This is a genomic window from Yersinia similis (assembly GCF_001053095.1).
Taxonomy (GTDB): domain Bacteria; phylum Pseudomonadota; class Gammaproteobacteria; order Enterobacterales; family Enterobacteriaceae; genus Yersinia; species Yersinia similis.
Map to the genome: position 1 here is coordinate 155514 of NZ_CGBP01000001.1, position 17455 is coordinate 172968.

Consider the following 17455-nt stretch of genomic DNA (forward strand, 5'->3'; position numbering starts at 1 on the left):
GTAAGTGCGCGCAGCTAACACCCCTATAACCTCAAGGATAAAGGGCATGCCCAACGTTATTGGAGTGGTAGGCAGGCAGCCAGCAAACGAATCCCGATGAGCTGACTCACGTCAGTGATTCGGGTAAGTGCGCGCAGCTAACACCCCTACCACTTCAAGGACAAAGGGCATCGGAGTAATACCGCTCCGCCACATCTGGATGCGACCGCAAACGCCCCTTGAGATAATTCAGCCCAACATCACGGAACAACGGGTTGTGCGGATCACTGGCTGGCCCGCGAGCTTCCGCCGCCAGTGCGGCAGATAGTGGATACAGTGGCACCACAGCATCCAAACGTGCGCCTAAAAAGAAGGCAATAGACAGGCGGTCAATCCCTGCGGGTGGGGTTTCCACCCGGTGTACGGTGGCACGCAAGTAACCATTACTGGCCAGTTCCAACAACTCACCGATATTCACCACAAAAGTACCTTCACGCGGTACGGCATCAATCCATTGGCCCTCTTCCATTTCGACTTGCAAACCTCGTTGCTGATCTTGTAGTAAGAAACTGAGGAAACCCGAATCTTTGTGCGCACCGACCCCCTGCCCACTTTGGGTCGCCTCCCGCCCTGGATAACGAATCAGCTTGATATGTTCATTGGGTTTATCACCGTACAACTCATCAAAAGCCTTCTCATCCAGATCCAATGCCAGTGCGAATGCCCGCAGGAGGCGCAGTGACATGCAGGTCATCTCCTCTTGCCACTGCAATAACACAGGTTTTAATTCTGGCAGTGCGGTTGGCCATTGGTTCGGGCCTTGCAGCCGTGTCCAACTGGGTGCGCCTGCAATTGGTGGTAATGGGGTTCTTTCAGCACCAATGTCAAATTGCTCGCGCCAATCTGGCTGACCACGGGTGAATTCAGAAGCGGCGCGGTTATAGCCGCGAAAATGTGGGGAGCGAACCATAGCAATTGACAGTTTTTCTTCATCACTCAACGCAAAGAACTGCCGTGATAGGATTTGTATCTGCCGTAGTAACGAGGTATCAATGCCATGCCCGGTAAGATAAAAAAAACCGACCTCCCGCGCCGCATGGCGTAAGGCCGTTAAAAATGCCTGGCGTTCGGTATTACTGCCACTGAGTAGTGAAAGATCCAATAGCGGTAATGTGCTGATAGCTGGCTCATTCGCCAACAATTGGCTACTGACTGATTGATGACTTAATAACTGTTGGCCCATTTTTTACTCCAGTCGTTTCAATTGGTGGTTTTTTGCGTTCGAAACCAATGAAAACGGGACAACCATACAAACGAATAATCAGCATAATCAGCTCCTGAGCCATGGGTGAAGACCAACAGACGGCAACACACTTAGCATTGCTGGCAAACTCTGTTTTTTTAAGATAATTTTCGACCAGATACTTAACAATCTATATCTATTCGATATAAACAATTAACACTCAAAATTAACAACCTACCAATATCATTCCGTTCTATGTTATTTCTTTCATTATTGATGGGATAAGTAACGTGCGCAGCTAATCCCCTACGATTTCAAGTACGAAAGGGGATCATGATTCTGTCTTAATCAACAGCTAACCTGCCATTGGGTAGAAAGAAACCAGCGAGTGGTTGCCCCGCTTTATTCTGGGAAAAAATATCTGGTGTTCAGCACAGACACTGTTAAGTTTCAGTTCAGTTGTTCTGATTATTTAGGAGGTAGTTTAATGGATTTAGCCCTGTTTGATTTAGATGAAACATTGATCAGTGATGACAGTACTGGTCTATGGATACGTTGGCTGGTGAATGAAGGGCTTGCTCCCCTTGAGCTGTCAGAACAGGAACAGTCTTTAATGAAGCAGTATTACCAGGGGCAGTTGTCTATGGCGGGTTATATGGCAGCGACATTGTCACCGTTAGTGGGCAAACACACTGCTGAAGTTGCAGGCTGGGTTGAACATTTTATCGCGCGCGATATTCTGCCGCGTATTTACCCACAAGCCTTGGAAAAACTGGCCTGGCACCGCAACCGTGGCGACTATATCGTAATTATTTCAGCGTCAGGTGAACATTTGGTCACCCCAATCGCGAAACACTTTGCCGCCGATACGGCGTTATCAATCGGTGTGACAGTAGAAAATGAGCGCTATACCGGCCAGACCTATGGCACCCTGACCTATCAGAAAGGAAAGGTTGATCGGCTGAACCAGTGGCTATCGGCCTCACCCCAGCTAAACTTTAAACGTAGCTATGGCTACAGCGACTCGATTAATGACCACCCCCTGCTGGAATATGTGGATCACGCAGCGGTGATTAATCCAGGAGCTGAATTAATTGATTTAGCGGTTTTGCACCACTGGCATATCCATCATTGGCAACATCACTGATAGAACAGACATAATAGAAGGCCCATGATTTTACCCGCACGGTTATCAATATCGGTGACCGGGCATGTGAATTTGTGCCGCTTTCTCTGTGTTGCCATGTTTTTTTGTCACAATATAACGATATAGGGGGTTGCATGCTGACAGTCTGGGGCCGAAATAACTCGACCAATGTCAAAAAAGTGCTGTGGTGCTTGGAGGAGCTGGGAATAGCCTATCAGCGCATCGATGTCGGGGGGCAATATGGCAAACTAAATGATCCGCAGTACCGTGCGTTAAATCCAAATGGTTTGATCCCCTGCCTGCAAGATAAGGATTTCATCCTGTGGGAATCCAACACCATTGTGCGCTATTTAGCCGCGCAATATGGTCAAAATTCACTTTATCTGGCCGATCACCAACAACGGGCCAGTGCAGAAAAATGGATGGATTGGGCGACATCCAGTGTAGCAGAGCCCTTTAAAGCTGTGTTTATCGGTTTGATTCGCACCCCACCAGAGCAGCAGGATAAAGTGAAAATTGCTCAGGGAATGGAGCAAATGAATACGTTGATGTCCATTGCCGACAAAACGCTGGGGAAACAAGCCTATCTTTCCGGCGATGCCTTTGGCATTGGTGATATTCCTTTGGGCTGCCTGGCCTATGCCTGGTTTAACTTACCCATCGAACGCCCAGAATTACCTCATTTACAGCGCTGGTATCAGAGCCTGATGCAAAGAATAGCCTTCCAAAAAGTGATTGTAATTGGTTTGAGTTAATGAGGTTATTGACAAAGTGCCCGCGACGGAGAGAACAGGCAGATCGTAAAGACGCCGTAAATACATCCATGTAGGCTCGAGCCGCGCCATCCTTGGCGCGGACGCTTTACTCCTCTGCCTATCCTCACCGTTCAAGATCACGTCATCGGGGTTTGTCAGCAGTCTGAGTTAATACTCTTCTTTTATTCCAAAACACCTTGGCGTTGCTGATCAAAATCCCGAATCACTTACTTATTTTAAAGTCAACAACCAGTAAGTGATTCGGGTAAGTGCGAGCAGCTAACACCCCTGCTGCTTCAAGGACGAAAGATATCCCCAAAGTCATTGGAGTTGCAGGTAGGCAGCAAGCAAACGCATCCCGATGAGCTTACTCAAGTAAGTGATTCGGGTAAGTGCGAGCAGCTAACACCCCTGCAGCTTCAAGGACGAAGGGGAGAGGCAGTTAAAAATCGTAGCTGGCACCCACCATATACCGACGACCATCCAACACTTTATCGTTAACGTCAATATCCACACGCTTATCCAACAGGTTGTAAACACCGCCCATCAGACGCACTTCTTTTGTCAGCTGATAATTTGCCCCTAAATCGACAAACGTATAAGACGGAGTACGGCTGCCCATACTGGTACGATTAAGATATTCAGAAGCCTTGCCACGGTAATTGGCTCGGATCCAGGTTGCAAAATCTTCGGTAGTTTTCCAGTTTAACGTCCCATTCAGCATATGCTTAGGCATCTGGTTTAATGGCTGGCCGGCAAATGCTCCGCTCTTCTGCTCAGATTGGGTAAAAGTGTAGTTAGACGTTAACGACCAGGCTTGATTGATATCCCAAGAAAAGGTCGCTTCTACCCCACGAGTTATGGCTTTATCAACGTTAGTACGGTCACTGATATATTTATAACTGTCGCCATTAATCATGCACTGCCCAGAAGCATTGCCAGTGGTATCAGTACAGCGACGAATTTCGGTGATTTTGTCTTTAAAGTCGGTATTAAACAGGGTCACACCGGCGTTCATCCCTTCCTGATCGTCCCACAGTATGCCAATTTCCTGGCTAATACTGCGCTCAGGTTTCAAATTAGCATTGCCGATAATAATGGCTGGATCCCCCTTTCCACCCGTGATTTGTCCCCAGTTCTCGGTGGCCTGACGTAAATCAGGTGAACGGTAACCACCGGATACGCCACCTTTTAATGTCCACTGTTCGGCCAAATGCCAAACACCGTATAGACGTGGTGTCCAATGCGTGCCGTAGTTTTCATCCCGATCCATACGAATACCGCCAGTCAGAGCGAAATCGTTGGTCATCTGCCATTCATCTTCAGCAAATAATGCCCAACTCCAGCGAGTCAGTTTCGCCAAATCACTGGCCGAGGCCAATTGGTTGCCTTTGTCATACAGTTCTTCATAACGATATTGCCCACCCAAAATTAAAGTGTGGTTATCTAATAAGAAGGATGTTTGGGTATTGAAGATATTATCCACACTTTTCATTTGACGGGATGGATTACGGGTTTCATCACGCTGAATATAACTGGTTGAATTACCAAAATCATAATAACCATTATGAGTAACCGCATAGTTATTGCGGTCATATTGGGTATCACTATTCGTTCCGCTTAATGCCAGTGTTCGTCCTGGGGTTGAATTTCTATCTTGTACATAATGGCCAATATCAAAATCAAATTCATTATTATCGTCAGGCGTCAGAGTAAATGTTGCCGTGCCATTTCTCATGCGCTGTTGATTATAACCATCGATAATTTTATCTTCACTGCGATGAGAGAGTAGACCGCTTACTTTAAGGCCCAATAAACCGTCAATTAAAGGGCCTGAGGCGTAAGCATTGGTCTGGAATATATCCCCGGACTTGCTGTCTTCCTGTAAAGTCGCATCCGCACGTACTGTGCCATGCCACTCTTTACCTACTTTGCGAGTAATGATGTTAATCACACCGCCCATGGCGTCCGAACCATATAAAGAGGACATTGGCCCACGGACCACCTCGATACGTTCAATGGCCGCCAGAGGGGGCAACCAACCTTGTTCAATCCCAGAGCCATCGCTGTTTGGCCGGGTACTGCGGGTATCGACACGTTTACCATTGACCAAAATCAGGGTGTATTTCGCTGCCATACCCCGGATGCTGATATCGCTTTTACTGCCCCCACCGGTAATCACAACACCGGGAACATCTTTCAACGCATCCGTGACATCACGATAGGCTTTATTTTCAATCTGCTCACGGGTGACCACGGAAATTGATGCCGCAGAGTCCTGAATACGCTGCTGGAAACCTGACGCAGTGACCACCATAGTATCGGTTGGTGTGGTTGTATTTATTTTTTCAGCCGTATACCCTTGCGATGAAATAACCGCCGCTATAACTAATGCGGCTGAATGTGTTTTTCTAAAACGTTGGTTAACCTTAGTCACTATATAATCTCCATGAGGTTTAAATTAATTAATTTCCGTCAGGTTATTTTTTTGCAGAAATACTGACTGACGGGCAGGTGATAAATATCATTTATATAAATTTTGACAATAGCTCACATAAGTAGAAATAAAGTTTTCACTCTTTCTACTTGATTGTTATTTTTATAAAATAAATTACAACTGAAATACACCCCACGTCATTGTCATTGTCATTGTCATTGTCATTGCAGTTAACGCGCCTACAAATTCAACGACGAGGGTATAATATTAATTAAATTGTCGGTTCCGTTACTAATCCATCAATTAATACTTGCGGTGTCCCTTGTGAACAACGCTCAATACGCCCTTTCACACCATAAACTTTAGCCAGACTTTGCGGTGTAATCACCTCTTCTGGCTGACCATTGGCGATCAACGTACCATTTTGTAGCATCAGAACATGATCACCATGGCGCAAGGCAATATTAATGTCATGTACTACCACCACCGTAATAATATTCCGTTGGCGAGTTTCCTGACGTACCAAGTCCATCACATGGAACTGATAGTTAAGGTCTAAGGCACTGAGGGGTTCATCTAGCAATAACAGTGACGGTTGGCGAATCAGTGATTGTGCCAAGCCCACCAGTTGCTTCTGCCCACCAGAGAGTTGATCCAGATAACTCAGCGCTAGATGGGCAATCCCCAACCGTTCCAGTAACGCCATGACGTGGGCTTCACTGCGAGTATTACTACGGCCACCAGAGGCTCGCTGTGCCACGATAATCGATTCCAGCACATGTAAATGCACACCCGCTGGCAACGATTGTGGCAAATACACCACTTTTTCTGCCCGCTGAGTAAACGGCATTTTCATCAGGTCGCTGTCGTCTAACCACAACTGGCCTTCTGCGTGGTTCAAACCTGCCAGTGAGCGCAATAAGGTTGATTTACCACTGCCATTCGGCCCAAGTAATACGGTGATTTTGCCGCGAGGAAGCAAGGGCACATTCAGATTTTGGATCACTGGCCGTTTAGGATAGCCCGTATAAAAGCGCTCAATACGTAAACCCGAAGTCATACATTCCCCCTATGGCGCAGAATAATACTGAGGAAGAATGGCACCCCCACCAGCGAGGTCACGATCCCAACCGGAATAATAATGCCAGGAATCAGGTTTTTCGATGCAATAGAGGCCATAGACAGCACCAATGCACCAATTAGGGCACTGGCTGGCAAATAAAAACGGTGATCTTCGCCAAAAATCATTCGTGCGATATGCGGTGCGACTAATCCGATAAAACCAATCGGGCCGACAAAGGCCACCGCCAGTGCGGATAGCATACTAATACGCAATAATGTCCCCAGACGTAAACGGCGCACATCAATACCGAAGCTAATGGCACGATCTTCGCCTAAACGTAGGGCTGTCAGCTTCCATGAATTCATCATCGACAGCGGTAACATCAATGCAAACACCGCCAGCATAATACCCAGTTTGGTCCAAGATGCTCGTGCCAAACTGCCCATAGTCCAGAACACTAAGCCTTGTAGCGTGTCTTCACTGGCAATGAACTGCATCATTGATACCAGCGCATTGAAGGTAAAGACCAAGGCAATACCAAACAACACAACACCCGAGCTTGCAACTCGCGTCCAGCGGGTAATACCATCAAGCATCAACGCGGCGAATAGCGCAAAAATAAAGGCGTTAACCGAAATAAACCACTGATCAGGGACACCCGGTATACCAATCCCCGAGACAATCGCCAGCGCAGCACCAAATGCAGCCGCAGAAGACACCCCCAGTGTAAATGGGCTGGCTAGCGGATTATTTAAAATGGTTTGCATTTCTGCCCCGGCAAGGCCAAGAGACAGGCCAATCACCACTGCCATCAGCGCATACGGTAAGCGAATATCCCAGACGATGACTCGGGTACCGGCATCGGCACTGGCTGGATCAATCAACGTCTGCCACAGCGATGACAACGTTAAACCAGAAGGCCCCATGGTGAAATCCAACAGCAAGCAGCCAAAAATGGCTAACACCAGCACACCCATAATTAATAAACGGTGGCGTACAATGTTCTGATAACGCCCCATGACACTGAGATCAGGCTGGTTATGTGTTTTTGTCATGGGTTCAGTAGTTACACTCATTTGCTTCTATCTACCTACTATGGGCCGTATCTGCTACAGACCAATCTGTTACGGGCCAATCTGTTACGGGCTATATTTGATATGGCTTATATTTGCTATGGATTAGGCCACTTCAAATCCACTCGGTCACTTCAATCCAACTCTCTTTTTGCCTCAATCCAATAGGTGCCACTTGGCTCGACGGCCAAAAACTGTGAATACAGGCTGTCCATAGTTTTTTTCGGATCGAGATCAGCAAACTGCTCTGGATAGAACCATTTGGCAAAGCTTTGAATTGCCAATACGTTATACGGTGAATTGTAATAATTGTGCCAAATCGCATAGCTATGACCCGTGTTGACCGCATTTAGAGTATTGATCCCCTTGCGGCCCAGAACTTTTTGCAACGAGGCTTGTGCCTGCTCTGGCGTCACCTGCGCACCAAGGGCGACACCCGGCGCATTGCTGCCTGGTGATTTGCCCCCACTGGCAATGTAGATATCTGGTTTCGCCGCCAATACTTTTTCTAAATTCACAGTACCTAGCGAGCCTGGTAGTAGGTTTTTAGCAATATTATTGCCGCCCGCCTGATCGATAAAGTCGCCCATATTGCCCTTCCCGGCAGTACCACAGCACTCTTCCGACGCCCCTGCGCGTAATTCAATGAATACGCTCGGTTTTTTATCTTCCGGGATTTTATTGGTGACATCGGTCACCTTGTACACATTATCTTGATAGAAATTAATGTAGTTTTCAGCTTGCTGCTCGCGGTGCAGGGCTTTGCCCAGTAAGCGTATACTTGGCAACGTGTTCTTTAATGGCGAATTACGGAAATCCACGAAAACAACCGGTACACCGGCTTTCTCAAGTTGCTTGACTAATTCACTGCCTTTACCTGGACCATGGCCAGATAAACCAAAAATAGCGATATCCGGATTTAAGGTGAGCACCTTTTCCGGGCTGATACTGTCAGCCGTCGTATTACCAATGAGGGGGATTTGATCAATCTGCGGGAATTTTGCTTTATAGGTGGCGTAAGTTTGGGGATCCAGTTTGCGAAAATCGCCCTGCCAGCCAACAATACGGTCTAACGGTTTCTTACCTTCCAATAAAGAGACAGCATAGAACAAGCGCCCTTCACCCAGTAAAATACGATCAACTTTAGCCGGTATTGTTACCGTACGGCCAGCCATGTCAGTAACTGTCGCAGCCAAGGCACTAAAGCCAGTCATCAAGGCCCATCCCAATAACAGACTGATACTTAACCCTTTAACCATTTTTAGTGAAACACATTTCACGCCAAACCCCTTACCTGTTCCCATAAGATGGCGCTAACAATAAAGCAAATGATAATACTTATCAATAAGATTGCCACAAGTAATTGAACGTAACTTTTTGTAAGTGTTTGCCTGGTAATATTATTGAATCAGTTTGGCTAATGTAGCCTGATGTTCACGGGTAGAACGAAACCAATACCAGCAAATTTCGTGCTGAATATTGCATCTGTTACCGCTAATTTATAGACACTAAAGAAGGGCGATAGCGTTATCGCCCGTCAGACTGCTGACAAACCCCGATGACGCGATCTTGAACGGTGAGGATAGGCAGAGGAGTAAAGAGTCCGCGCCAAGGATGGCGCGGCTCGAGCCTACATGGATGTATTTACGGCGTCTTTACGATCTGCCTGTTCTCTCCGTCGCGGGCACTTTGTCAATAACCTCAGGGCGATAGAGTTATCGCCCTTCAGACTCACATTATAGAGCTAAGTACCATCACCGACTTGTCGGTTCCTGATGATCTTCACTCTCATCACGCCATTTCGGGAATTCCATCTCTTGGTATTTCACTACCCGCGTACCACGGCTGAGCTTATAGCCAAACCAAATCACCAGGAACAATGGAATACCAATATAGGTTGCCGTCACGCCATACCAATCAATACGGTCTTGCAGGAATGCCTGATAATTCTGGCCTAACGTGATGATTAGACACAGGACGAAGGCAAAGATCGGCCCCAGCGGGAAGAAACCAGACTGATACGGTAAGTCGTTCAAGTCACGGCCCTGCATCATATAGCCCCGACGGAAGCGGTAGTGACTGATGGCAATACCCAACCAGGCGATAAACCCAGTCATCCCCGAGGTATTCAGTAACCACAAATACACGGTTTGGTTACCAAACATGGAGCTAAGGAAGCACAAGCCTGCAACGACTGTCGTGGCGTACAGCGCATTACGAGGGACACCGCCCTTAGATAACTTGGCAAAAATACGCGGTGCTTTGCCTTCAGAGGCTAAGGTAAACAGCATACGGGTCGAGGCATACATCCCCGAGTTACCCGCCGATAAAACAGCGGTCAAAATAACCGCATTCATCACTGCGGCTGCAGATAACAGACCCGCATTCTGGAATACCAGTGTAAACGGGCTGACGCTGATATCTTTCACATCGTTGCGTAACAAACTTGGGTCGGTATACGGAATAATCAGACTAATAATCAGAATAGCGAAGATATAGAACAACAGAATACGCCAGAACACTTTGCGAATGGCCTTTGGAATATTTTTGCCTGGATCTTTGGATTCCCCAGCCGCAATACCAATCAATTCAGTCCCCTGGAAGGAGAATCCGACGATCATTGCCACCCCAATCATGGCAGAGAAACCACCGGCAAATGGTGCATCACCGATAGTCCAATTATGCCAACCCGCCGTTTCGCCCCCTTTCATGATACCAGTGATCATCATGACACCAACGATGATGAAGATAACCACGGTCGTCACTTTAATCAGCGAGAACCAGTATTCCGCTTCACCGAAACCTTTCACCGAGATGTAGTTCAGTAAGAACATCAGGCCAAGGAATAAAGCACTCCAGATCCAACCGGGCGCGTCCGGGAACCAGTAGTTCATTACTAACTGTGCGGCTACCAAGTCAACTGCAATGGTTACCGCCCAGTTGTACCAGTAGTTCCAACCCAGGGCAAAACCAAATCCTTCCTCGACATATTTAGAACCATAAGTAGAGAATGAGCCTGAAACTGGCATGAACGCAGCCAATTCTCCCAAGCTGGTCATCAGGAAGTAAACCATCAAGCCAATCAATGCGTAGGAGAGCAATGCCCCTCCCGGACCGGCTTGCGATACCGTTGCACCAGAGGCAACAAATAAACCGGTACCAATAGAACCACCGATAGCAATCATGGCTAAATGCCGCGATTTAAGCTCCCGGCGTAAGCGCTGTGCACCCTGCTGCGCTGGGATTTTAGTATTTTGCTGAGTCATTCTTACCCTAATCCACCCTTAAAAATAAGGCGGGATTGTAACAAATCTCACCGGCTCGGATAGCCAGAATACACTGATATAAGATACCTTCATAATCCCGGCTAAATTATTAGTAAAAGCCTAAATGATAAATAAAAGCGGATATAGGGTGGGTATTCTGACCGAAAAAACTCACCCTACTGGTATAAAACACTTTACCGAGATAAAGCATGTCATCAGCATAAAACACGTCGCACACACTGCTGCAGTGGCGCATTTTACTATTCTTCCTGACAATAGCTAAGAAAGCGCTGCAAAGCGTTAGAGATATGTTTTTGCCGATGATGGATCAGATACAACGTGCGAATTAAAGGCGGTAAAGGAATATTAAGCTCGACCAATTCACCGCTGGCGAGTTGATCGGCAATCACCCGCCGCGAGAGGCAACTGACCCCCATCCCGTAGCGAACAGCGCGCTTTATTGCCTCGGAGTTACCCAACTCCATCACTAATTTAAAGTGTGGTAATTGTGCCAAGAGTAAATGATCGAGGACTTCACGCGTCCCTGAGCCACGCTCACGTAAAATCCAGTCGGCATCAGCAAGGTCCACTAACGTTAGCGCCTTATGACATAAGGGGCTATCAGGGGCAGCAAACACCACTAGCTCGTCTCGTAGCCAATTTTGCGTAACTAATTCGGGCATATGACACGGCCCTTCAATCAGACCAAGGTCACCGCGAAAGTCGGCGACAGCTTCGATCACATCTTGGCTATTACCGATATTCAGCTCTAAAGGTGTACCGGGGAAGTCACGGCGATATTTGGCAATCATCCCCGGTAGCATGTAGTTACCAATAGTGCTGCTGGCGGCGATGCGTAATGCGCCCAAATCGTGTAAGAAAAGCTGTTCGATTTCGATGGCCTGATCGAGTAATGCCAACGCTTTGGGATAAAGCAATCGCCCATGCTCATTCGTGACTAAACGCTTACCCACGCGGTCAAAAAGCTGCACCCCAAGTTGCCCTTCTAAATCCGCCAATGCTGCGCTGACTGCCGATTGTGAAAGCGCAAGTACCACGGAGGCTTGGGTCGTTGAGCCACTTTTTAGCACCTCAGTAAAGACTTCGAGTTGACGCAAGGTTATATGCATAACACTCTCTGTAGTAATAAAGGGGAACAGTAATCAAGGGGGACGCGGTTATTGACGAGGTGAGTATATAGCCTCAATCACCGTATAAGACTAACACCTTTAAGTAAAAATGGGGGGGTGGTAGATAAAATCAGACCATTCAATGCAATTCGTTATCATTGAATGTTAAAAATAAATGATACGGAATAGCCGAAAGAATAATGATAAGTGCATGTAAAATAAACCATATAGCCAAAAAACAGCTAAATATTTAATAGGATGCCATACCTTGTTCTATTTTAAAGGGATTAACATGTCGCCAAGGAACTATATAGAAAGGATATAAATTATATAATTTGAAAAAATAAGCGGACAAATAAGCAGAAATGCGACAATAAATAAGGGCCGCGGTTACACAGACTTATTTACAGGGTCATCTCACCCACAACGGCTATTTCATAGCTGGTTTTTTCATAGCAAAAATCCACATTCCGCGGTCATTAGTGATGCGCCCCTCGCCTACCTTTTACTGAATTCGCTGATATCTGATACCGCTCAAAATATAATCCCGCACGCAGCATTACCACTTATACTGATAAGATATAAATATATAATGAATTTATCTATTAAAACAATATCGTTAAACTATGCCCATATTCATTGCAAACAGGAGGTCACATGGCGACTTCTCAGACAAAAGAACTCCCCCGCCCTCAGCTGTTTACTCTGATGATCCGCTATATTCCGGGTTTGATGTTAACGGGTGTGATTACCGGCGTAGCCCTTAACGTGGGCGATATGCCGTGGTTTATCAATATGGGGCTGGGGGCGCTGACCCTAGCTATTCTATTCGGCATTATCGTGGGAAATACGCTGTACCCATGGCTACAACCAGTCTGTTCTGATGGTGTGGTCTATGCCAAACAGTATTTACTGCGGCTAGGGATCATTTTGTACGGTTTCCGCCTGACTTTTCAGCAAGTGGCTGATGTCGGGGCGACCGGGATGGTGATCGATTTATTGACCCTAAGCTCCACCTTTATACTGGCGTGTTGGCTGGGCAAGCGGGTATTTGATCTGGATCAGCAAACAGTGATGTTGATCGGAGCCGGTAGTAGCATCTGTGGTGCCGCCGCCATTATGGCCACGGAACCCGTATTAAAAGCGGATGCCAGTAAAGTGGCGGTTGCCGTTGCCACCGTGGTCATTTTCGGTACGCTGGCTATTTTTGTTTACCCTTGGTTGTATCAGCTAAACCTGCATTATCAATGGTTGCCTTTCAGCCAAGAGACATTTGGTATTTTCGCCGGTTCGACCATCCATGAAGTGGCTCAGGTCGTCGCTGCCGGACATGCTATTGGCCCTGATGCTGAAAATGCGGCGGTGATCACCAAGATGATCCGCGTGATGATGTTGGCACCGTTCCTGCTGCTACTTTCCGCCTATCTGGGCCGTAGCCGCATAAAAACAAGCGGTGAAAAACGTGAGAAAAGCGCTATCACTATCCCGTGGTTTGCGGTGATATTTATTCTGATGGCGGGTTTTAACTCACTGAATCTGTTGCCTGCAGCATGGGTTAATCATTTGATTACGCTGGATACTATTCTGTTGGCCATGGCAATGGCTGCGCTGGGGTTAACCACGCACATTGGTTCCATCCGACAAGCCGGGGTGAAACCGCTGTTACTGGCCCTGTTGTTGTTCATCTGGTTATTGGTAGGTGGAACTGGTATCAACTTATTTGTGCAACATATCGCACTTGTGTAAATCATCCCACTTGTGCAAAACATCATAGGCTAAAACAGACCGTTTGAGGGCCGTATCCGCGGCCCTTACTTCCCTTCACCGCTTATCCCATTCAATCATGTCCCTATCAATGCCATAATGGCCGGGTTATCAAAGGAGAATGGAATGAAATTTGTCGGTGCACATGTCAGCGCAGCGGGTGGTGTAGATCAAGCGGTAATTAGAGCGCATGAACTTGAGGCCACGGCCTTTGCGCTGTTTACCAAGAATCAACGTCAATGGCGGGCCGCCCCTTTAGCGGAAGACGTGATTGAGAAATTTAAACTCGCGTGTGAGAAGTACGGCTATACCTCGGCACAAATTCTGCCTCACGATAGTTACCTGATTAATCTCGGGCACCCAGTCACCGAAGCACTGGAAAAATCCCGTGAAGCCTTTATCGATGAGTTGGTTCGTTGCCAGCAACTAGGGCTATCATTACTGAACTTCCATCCCGGTAGCCATTTACTGCAAATTGATGAAGACCAATGCTTGGCGCGAATTGCCGAATCGATCAACATCGCGTTAGACACCACTGAAGGCGTGACTGCGGTGATTGAGAACACCGCAGGTCAGGGCAGTAACCTGGGCTTTAAGTTTGAACATTTAGCCGCCATCATTGAAAGAGTGGAAGATAAAAGCCGCGTCGGCGTCTGTATTGATACCTGCCATGCTTTCGCCGCAGGCTATGATTTACGGACTGAAGAGGATTGTGAGCACACCTTCGCGGCACTGGGCAATATCGTCGGCTTCCAGTATCTCCGTGGTATGCATCTTAATGATGCGAAAAGCGAATTTAACAGCCGGGTTGACCGCCACCACAGCCTGGGTGAAGGCAATATCGGCAAAACCGTGTTCAGCTATATTATGCGCGACCCACGTTTCGATAATATCCCATTAATTCTGGAAACGGTGAATATGGATATCTGGGCCGAAGAGATAGCCTGGCTGAAATCACAGGCAGAGGTTTAGCCATCGTTGTAACGTAAAAAATACCCGCCAGTAAACCTGTCGGGTTGTGTATCATTGCGGATGCCTTTAATGGCATACCCCGCTGAGCATATACAGCCCGGCATCACCTTTTTCCGCTGGCGAGAGCTGGTAATCCACCTGGCATTGTTGGCCCGCATTTTTACCCCATTGCACCAATAACTTCCCTGTTTCCGGTAACCCGGTTAGATAGGCTTTCCCTCCTTCATCGACAATGGCTGCATTGGCCGACTGATTAACCAAGCTCGCCATCGCACCAAACGGAATAGTTTGGCCATTAGCGCGGGTGATAGTCATCAACGCCTTTGCCCCGATTTGTGGGCTAAAACTGGCACGAACAATCGCCCCCTCGGTTGGCAAGACCTTGGTATCTGTTTTTGTCACCTCCGCATCAGGTGGTAAGTCGGTGGTTTCCAACACGATATCGTGTTCCTGATAAGGGGAGATGCTCGGTACAATACTGTAACCGCGAAAATCCGTTTTCAGACGGTGATCTTCTGTGGTGGCAACCCCGCCGACGCCCGGTACTTCAACCAGCACAGATGTGCCATTGATTTGTGGCCCTAATGTCAGCCCATGCCGATGGATGATTGCCCCCCCGGAAACATTAGCAGATAGCTGACGTATGCTCGGAGTGTAGTAGTAATTTCCCGCGATATTGCCATAAGCCCCCTGCCAACCCAATCTGAGTGAGCCGCTGTTATGCCCTGAGTTGGGTTGACCATAATGCTCTGCCTGACGCACACTCCAACTTAATCGAGAGTCAAATGCCTGGCCGTACATTCCTATCTCATGGTCATTGCTCCCGTTGGAAGATGTCATGCTATAGGCAGCATAAGTATCGTGATTACCTCCCAGCGGAATACTGACAGACAAACTCAATATCCTGTCATTCTTGTTCTCATTCGCATTTTGCACCCAACTCAGTGCCCAAAAACTATTACCGACATTGAGGTTGTAGTGTATTCCCAACGAATTCTTAGCCGGAATTGGGCCACGGTATACCTGCCGGGACCAATTAAGATTCAGGTAGCCAAACTTGCCCAATGACTGCCCGATGACCGCACTGATTTGGTTACGCAAATTCCTTGAACGAGGATATTCGTCACTTTTATCGCTACTATCGCGATTACCGCCACTCCCGCTATGCCGGTAGCTTTGTAATACATCAGATAACGTACTGAAACCATTAGTGCTGTATTGGCTATTCACCAATGAAAACGACGTATCAGAAGCTTGTAAGGTTTTGTTGTATCGAACCTCCCAGGCTTGCCCTTTAACCGGTTGTTGATGGTGATACTGACTGGTTGCCTGCGTGATACTGGATGACAACGCGCCATACTCCCCCAATAGCACCCCTAATCCGGCAGAGGTAGCCTGATAATGCCGCGACCACTGCTCACCGATAAATGCGGTCAAGTTCCACGGCAGGCCGTAGGCGATGGTTGCCTGAGCGACCGGAGGCGTCTCAACATCGGCATTGGCGGGGCGATATTGCCCTGCCACCAGACTGTATCGCAAGTGCCCTTTGCGCAATGCAATGGCTGGCACCTCATAAGGCACAATGAATTCCTGCGATGCCCCGTTACTTTCCAGCACCCTAACATGTAGGTCACTGCCTGATTTACTCGAGATCACGTCAGAGAGTTCAAACGGCCCCGGCGGCACCACCGTACTATAAATCAGATAACCATTTTGTCTGATTTCCACCCGCGCCTGACTACGGGCAATACCACGCACCACCGGTATAAAATCCCGCTGGTTACCAGGCTGCATATTAGGGTCGTCCCCCAACATCACGCCACGAAAGGGAATACTGTCGAAAAAATCACCTGGAGTGTAACTATCCCCTAAGGTCACCCGGCTCTTTAAACGATAAATCCCGCGAGTGGCATAGGTATAAGCACTTTGCCATTTACCGCCCCGATCACCAGATTGATTCCAGTTGGTAGCATTACGAATACGCCACGCCCCAAAATTTAAACCGGGGTATAACTGGATATATTGTGAACGCCGATATCCACCATTTTGACGAAACTGGGTTTCACTGATATTTGCCATGTAGTTCAGCAAAAAAGCCGTAATGCCATCATCCCAGCGTTCTATTGGCACTTCATCCTCAGGCCGTAAAGCCGCTTGTGGAATACTAAGTACCAACTGCATATTATAAAATTGGAACTCTTCACTGGCCTGGGGGATAGCGGCCAAATTGACACACTGGTTTGTCTGTGAGTTGTTTAATGCCGGAGATAACTCAGGATAGGCATCAACATCAACACCATAGCGGGATAGTTGCTCCTTGGTTAAGCAAGATTGCAAGAAAGACTCTCCAGATGGCGATTTCTCTGAATGAAAGGCCACATTTGTAGAGTCCACCTTATTACCATTCAGGATAATATCCACCAAATAGGTGCCCGGTAATTGATTACCCTGTTCAAATAACGATGTATCAACGTTGTCATTGCCATCCACTAGCAGGTTGGGATCAAAAGAATAACTCTGGGCACCCGCTAAAAATGAAGTGCTTATCAATAGAGTAATAGTAGTAAATTGAGCTATTAATTTTTTCAAAATAATACCTCAGGTATTTTCTGAAAAATATAAATAG

At 47.3% G+C, this 17455-nt stretch carries 12 protein-coding genes and 1 pseudogene; 4 read left to right on the forward strand and 9 right to left on the reverse strand.

The genetic code is table 11. From position 1 onward, the window contains the following. Window positions 1-154: 154 nt before the first annotated feature. A complete protein-coding gene (locus tag AC971_RS00630; RefSeq protein ID WP_025383247.1) occupies window positions 155-1222 on the reverse strand; it encodes an isopenicillin N synthase family dioxygenase in 1068 nt (355 codons plus the stop codon). 487 nt (window positions 1223-1709) lie between these two features. Here AC971_RS00630 and AC971_RS00635 point away from each other — a divergent pair, with 487 nt between their 5' ends. Together AC971_RS00635 and AC971_RS00640 are read left to right on the forward strand one after the other, a co-directional pair. Then, window positions 1710-2369, forward strand: a complete 660-nt coding sequence (locus tag AC971_RS00635) for an HAD family hydrolase (protein ID WP_025383246.1) — start codon at window positions 1710-1712, stop codon at window positions 2367-2369. A 134-nt stretch (window positions 2370-2503) separates the two neighbouring features. After that, complete coding sequence (locus AC971_RS00640; protein WP_025383245.1) at window positions 2504-3124, forward strand: glutathione S-transferase; 621 nt, start codon at window positions 2504-2506, stop codon at window positions 3122-3124. Here the strand turns inward: AC971_RS00640 and AC971_RS24955 are convergent. The 7 genes and pseudogenes from AC971_RS24955 to yieE all read right to left on the reverse strand — a co-directional run. Next, window positions 3111-3194 (reverse strand): annotated as a pseudogene (locus tag AC971_RS24955) (gluconate 5-dehydrogenase); the annotation flags it as partial. The gene AC971_RS00640 and the pseudogene AC971_RS24955 sit on opposite strands and share 14 nt — an antisense overlap. Window positions 3195-3566: 372 nt before the next feature. Further along, window positions 3567-5561, reverse strand: a complete 1995-nt coding sequence (locus AC971_RS00645) for a ligand-gated channel protein (RefSeq protein WP_025383244.1) — start codon at window positions 5559-5561, stop codon at window positions 3567-3569. Between the two features lie 271 nt (window positions 5562-5832). Next, window positions 5833-6621 (reverse strand): ABC transporter ATP-binding protein, encoded by a 789-nt coding sequence (locus AC971_RS00650; RefSeq protein WP_025383243.1) that lies wholly within the window; start codon window positions 6619-6621, stop codon window positions 5833-5835. After that, window positions 6618-7700 carry a FecCD family ABC transporter permease gene (locus AC971_RS00655; RefSeq protein ID WP_025383242.1) on the reverse strand — a complete coding sequence of 361 codons (1083 nt, stop codon included), beginning with the start codon at window positions 7698-7700 and terminating at the stop codon, window positions 6618-6620. The genes AC971_RS00650 and AC971_RS00655 overlap by 4 nt, the downstream gene beginning before the upstream one ends. A 131-nt stretch (window positions 7701-7831) precedes the next feature. After that, window positions 7832-8977: an iron-siderophore ABC transporter substrate-binding protein YiuA gene (gene yiuA / locus AC971_RS00660; RefSeq protein WP_025383241.1), complete on the reverse strand. Its 1146-nt coding sequence runs from the start codon at window positions 8975-8977 to the stop codon at window positions 7832-7834. Window positions 8978-9451: 474 nt separating this feature from the next. Next, window positions 9452-10963 carry an amino acid permease gene (locus AC971_RS00665; protein ID WP_025383240.1) on the reverse strand — a complete coding sequence of 504 codons (1512 nt, stop codon included), beginning with the start codon at window positions 10961-10963 and terminating at the stop codon, window positions 9452-9454. A gap of 260 nt (window positions 10964-11223) precedes the next feature. Further along, complete coding sequence (gene yieE, locus AC971_RS00670; protein ID WP_025383239.1) at window positions 11224-12093, reverse strand: DNA-binding transcriptional regulator YeiE; 870 nt, start codon at window positions 12091-12093, stop codon at window positions 11224-11226. A 657-nt stretch (window positions 12094-12750) separates the two neighbouring features. Here yieE and AC971_RS00675 point away from each other — a divergent pair. Then, window positions 12751-13839, forward strand: coding sequence for a YeiH family protein (locus AC971_RS00675; RefSeq protein ID WP_025383238.1), 1089 nt, complete (start codon window positions 12751-12753; stop codon window positions 13837-13839). Between the two features lie 144 nt (window positions 13840-13983). Then, window positions 13984-14829: a deoxyribonuclease IV gene (gene nfo / locus AC971_RS00680; protein ID WP_025383237.1), complete on the forward strand. Its 846-nt coding sequence runs from the start codon at window positions 13984-13986 to the stop codon at window positions 14827-14829. Between the two features lie 66 nt (window positions 14830-14895). On the opposite strand, the gene psaC is transcribed toward nfo, so the two are convergent. Further along, window positions 14896-17376: a fimbrial usher PsaC gene (psaC, locus tag AC971_RS00685; RefSeq protein ID WP_038402615.1), complete on the reverse strand. Its 2481-nt coding sequence runs from the start codon at window positions 17374-17376 to the stop codon at window positions 14896-14898. Window positions 17377-17455: the final 79 nt, after the last annotated feature.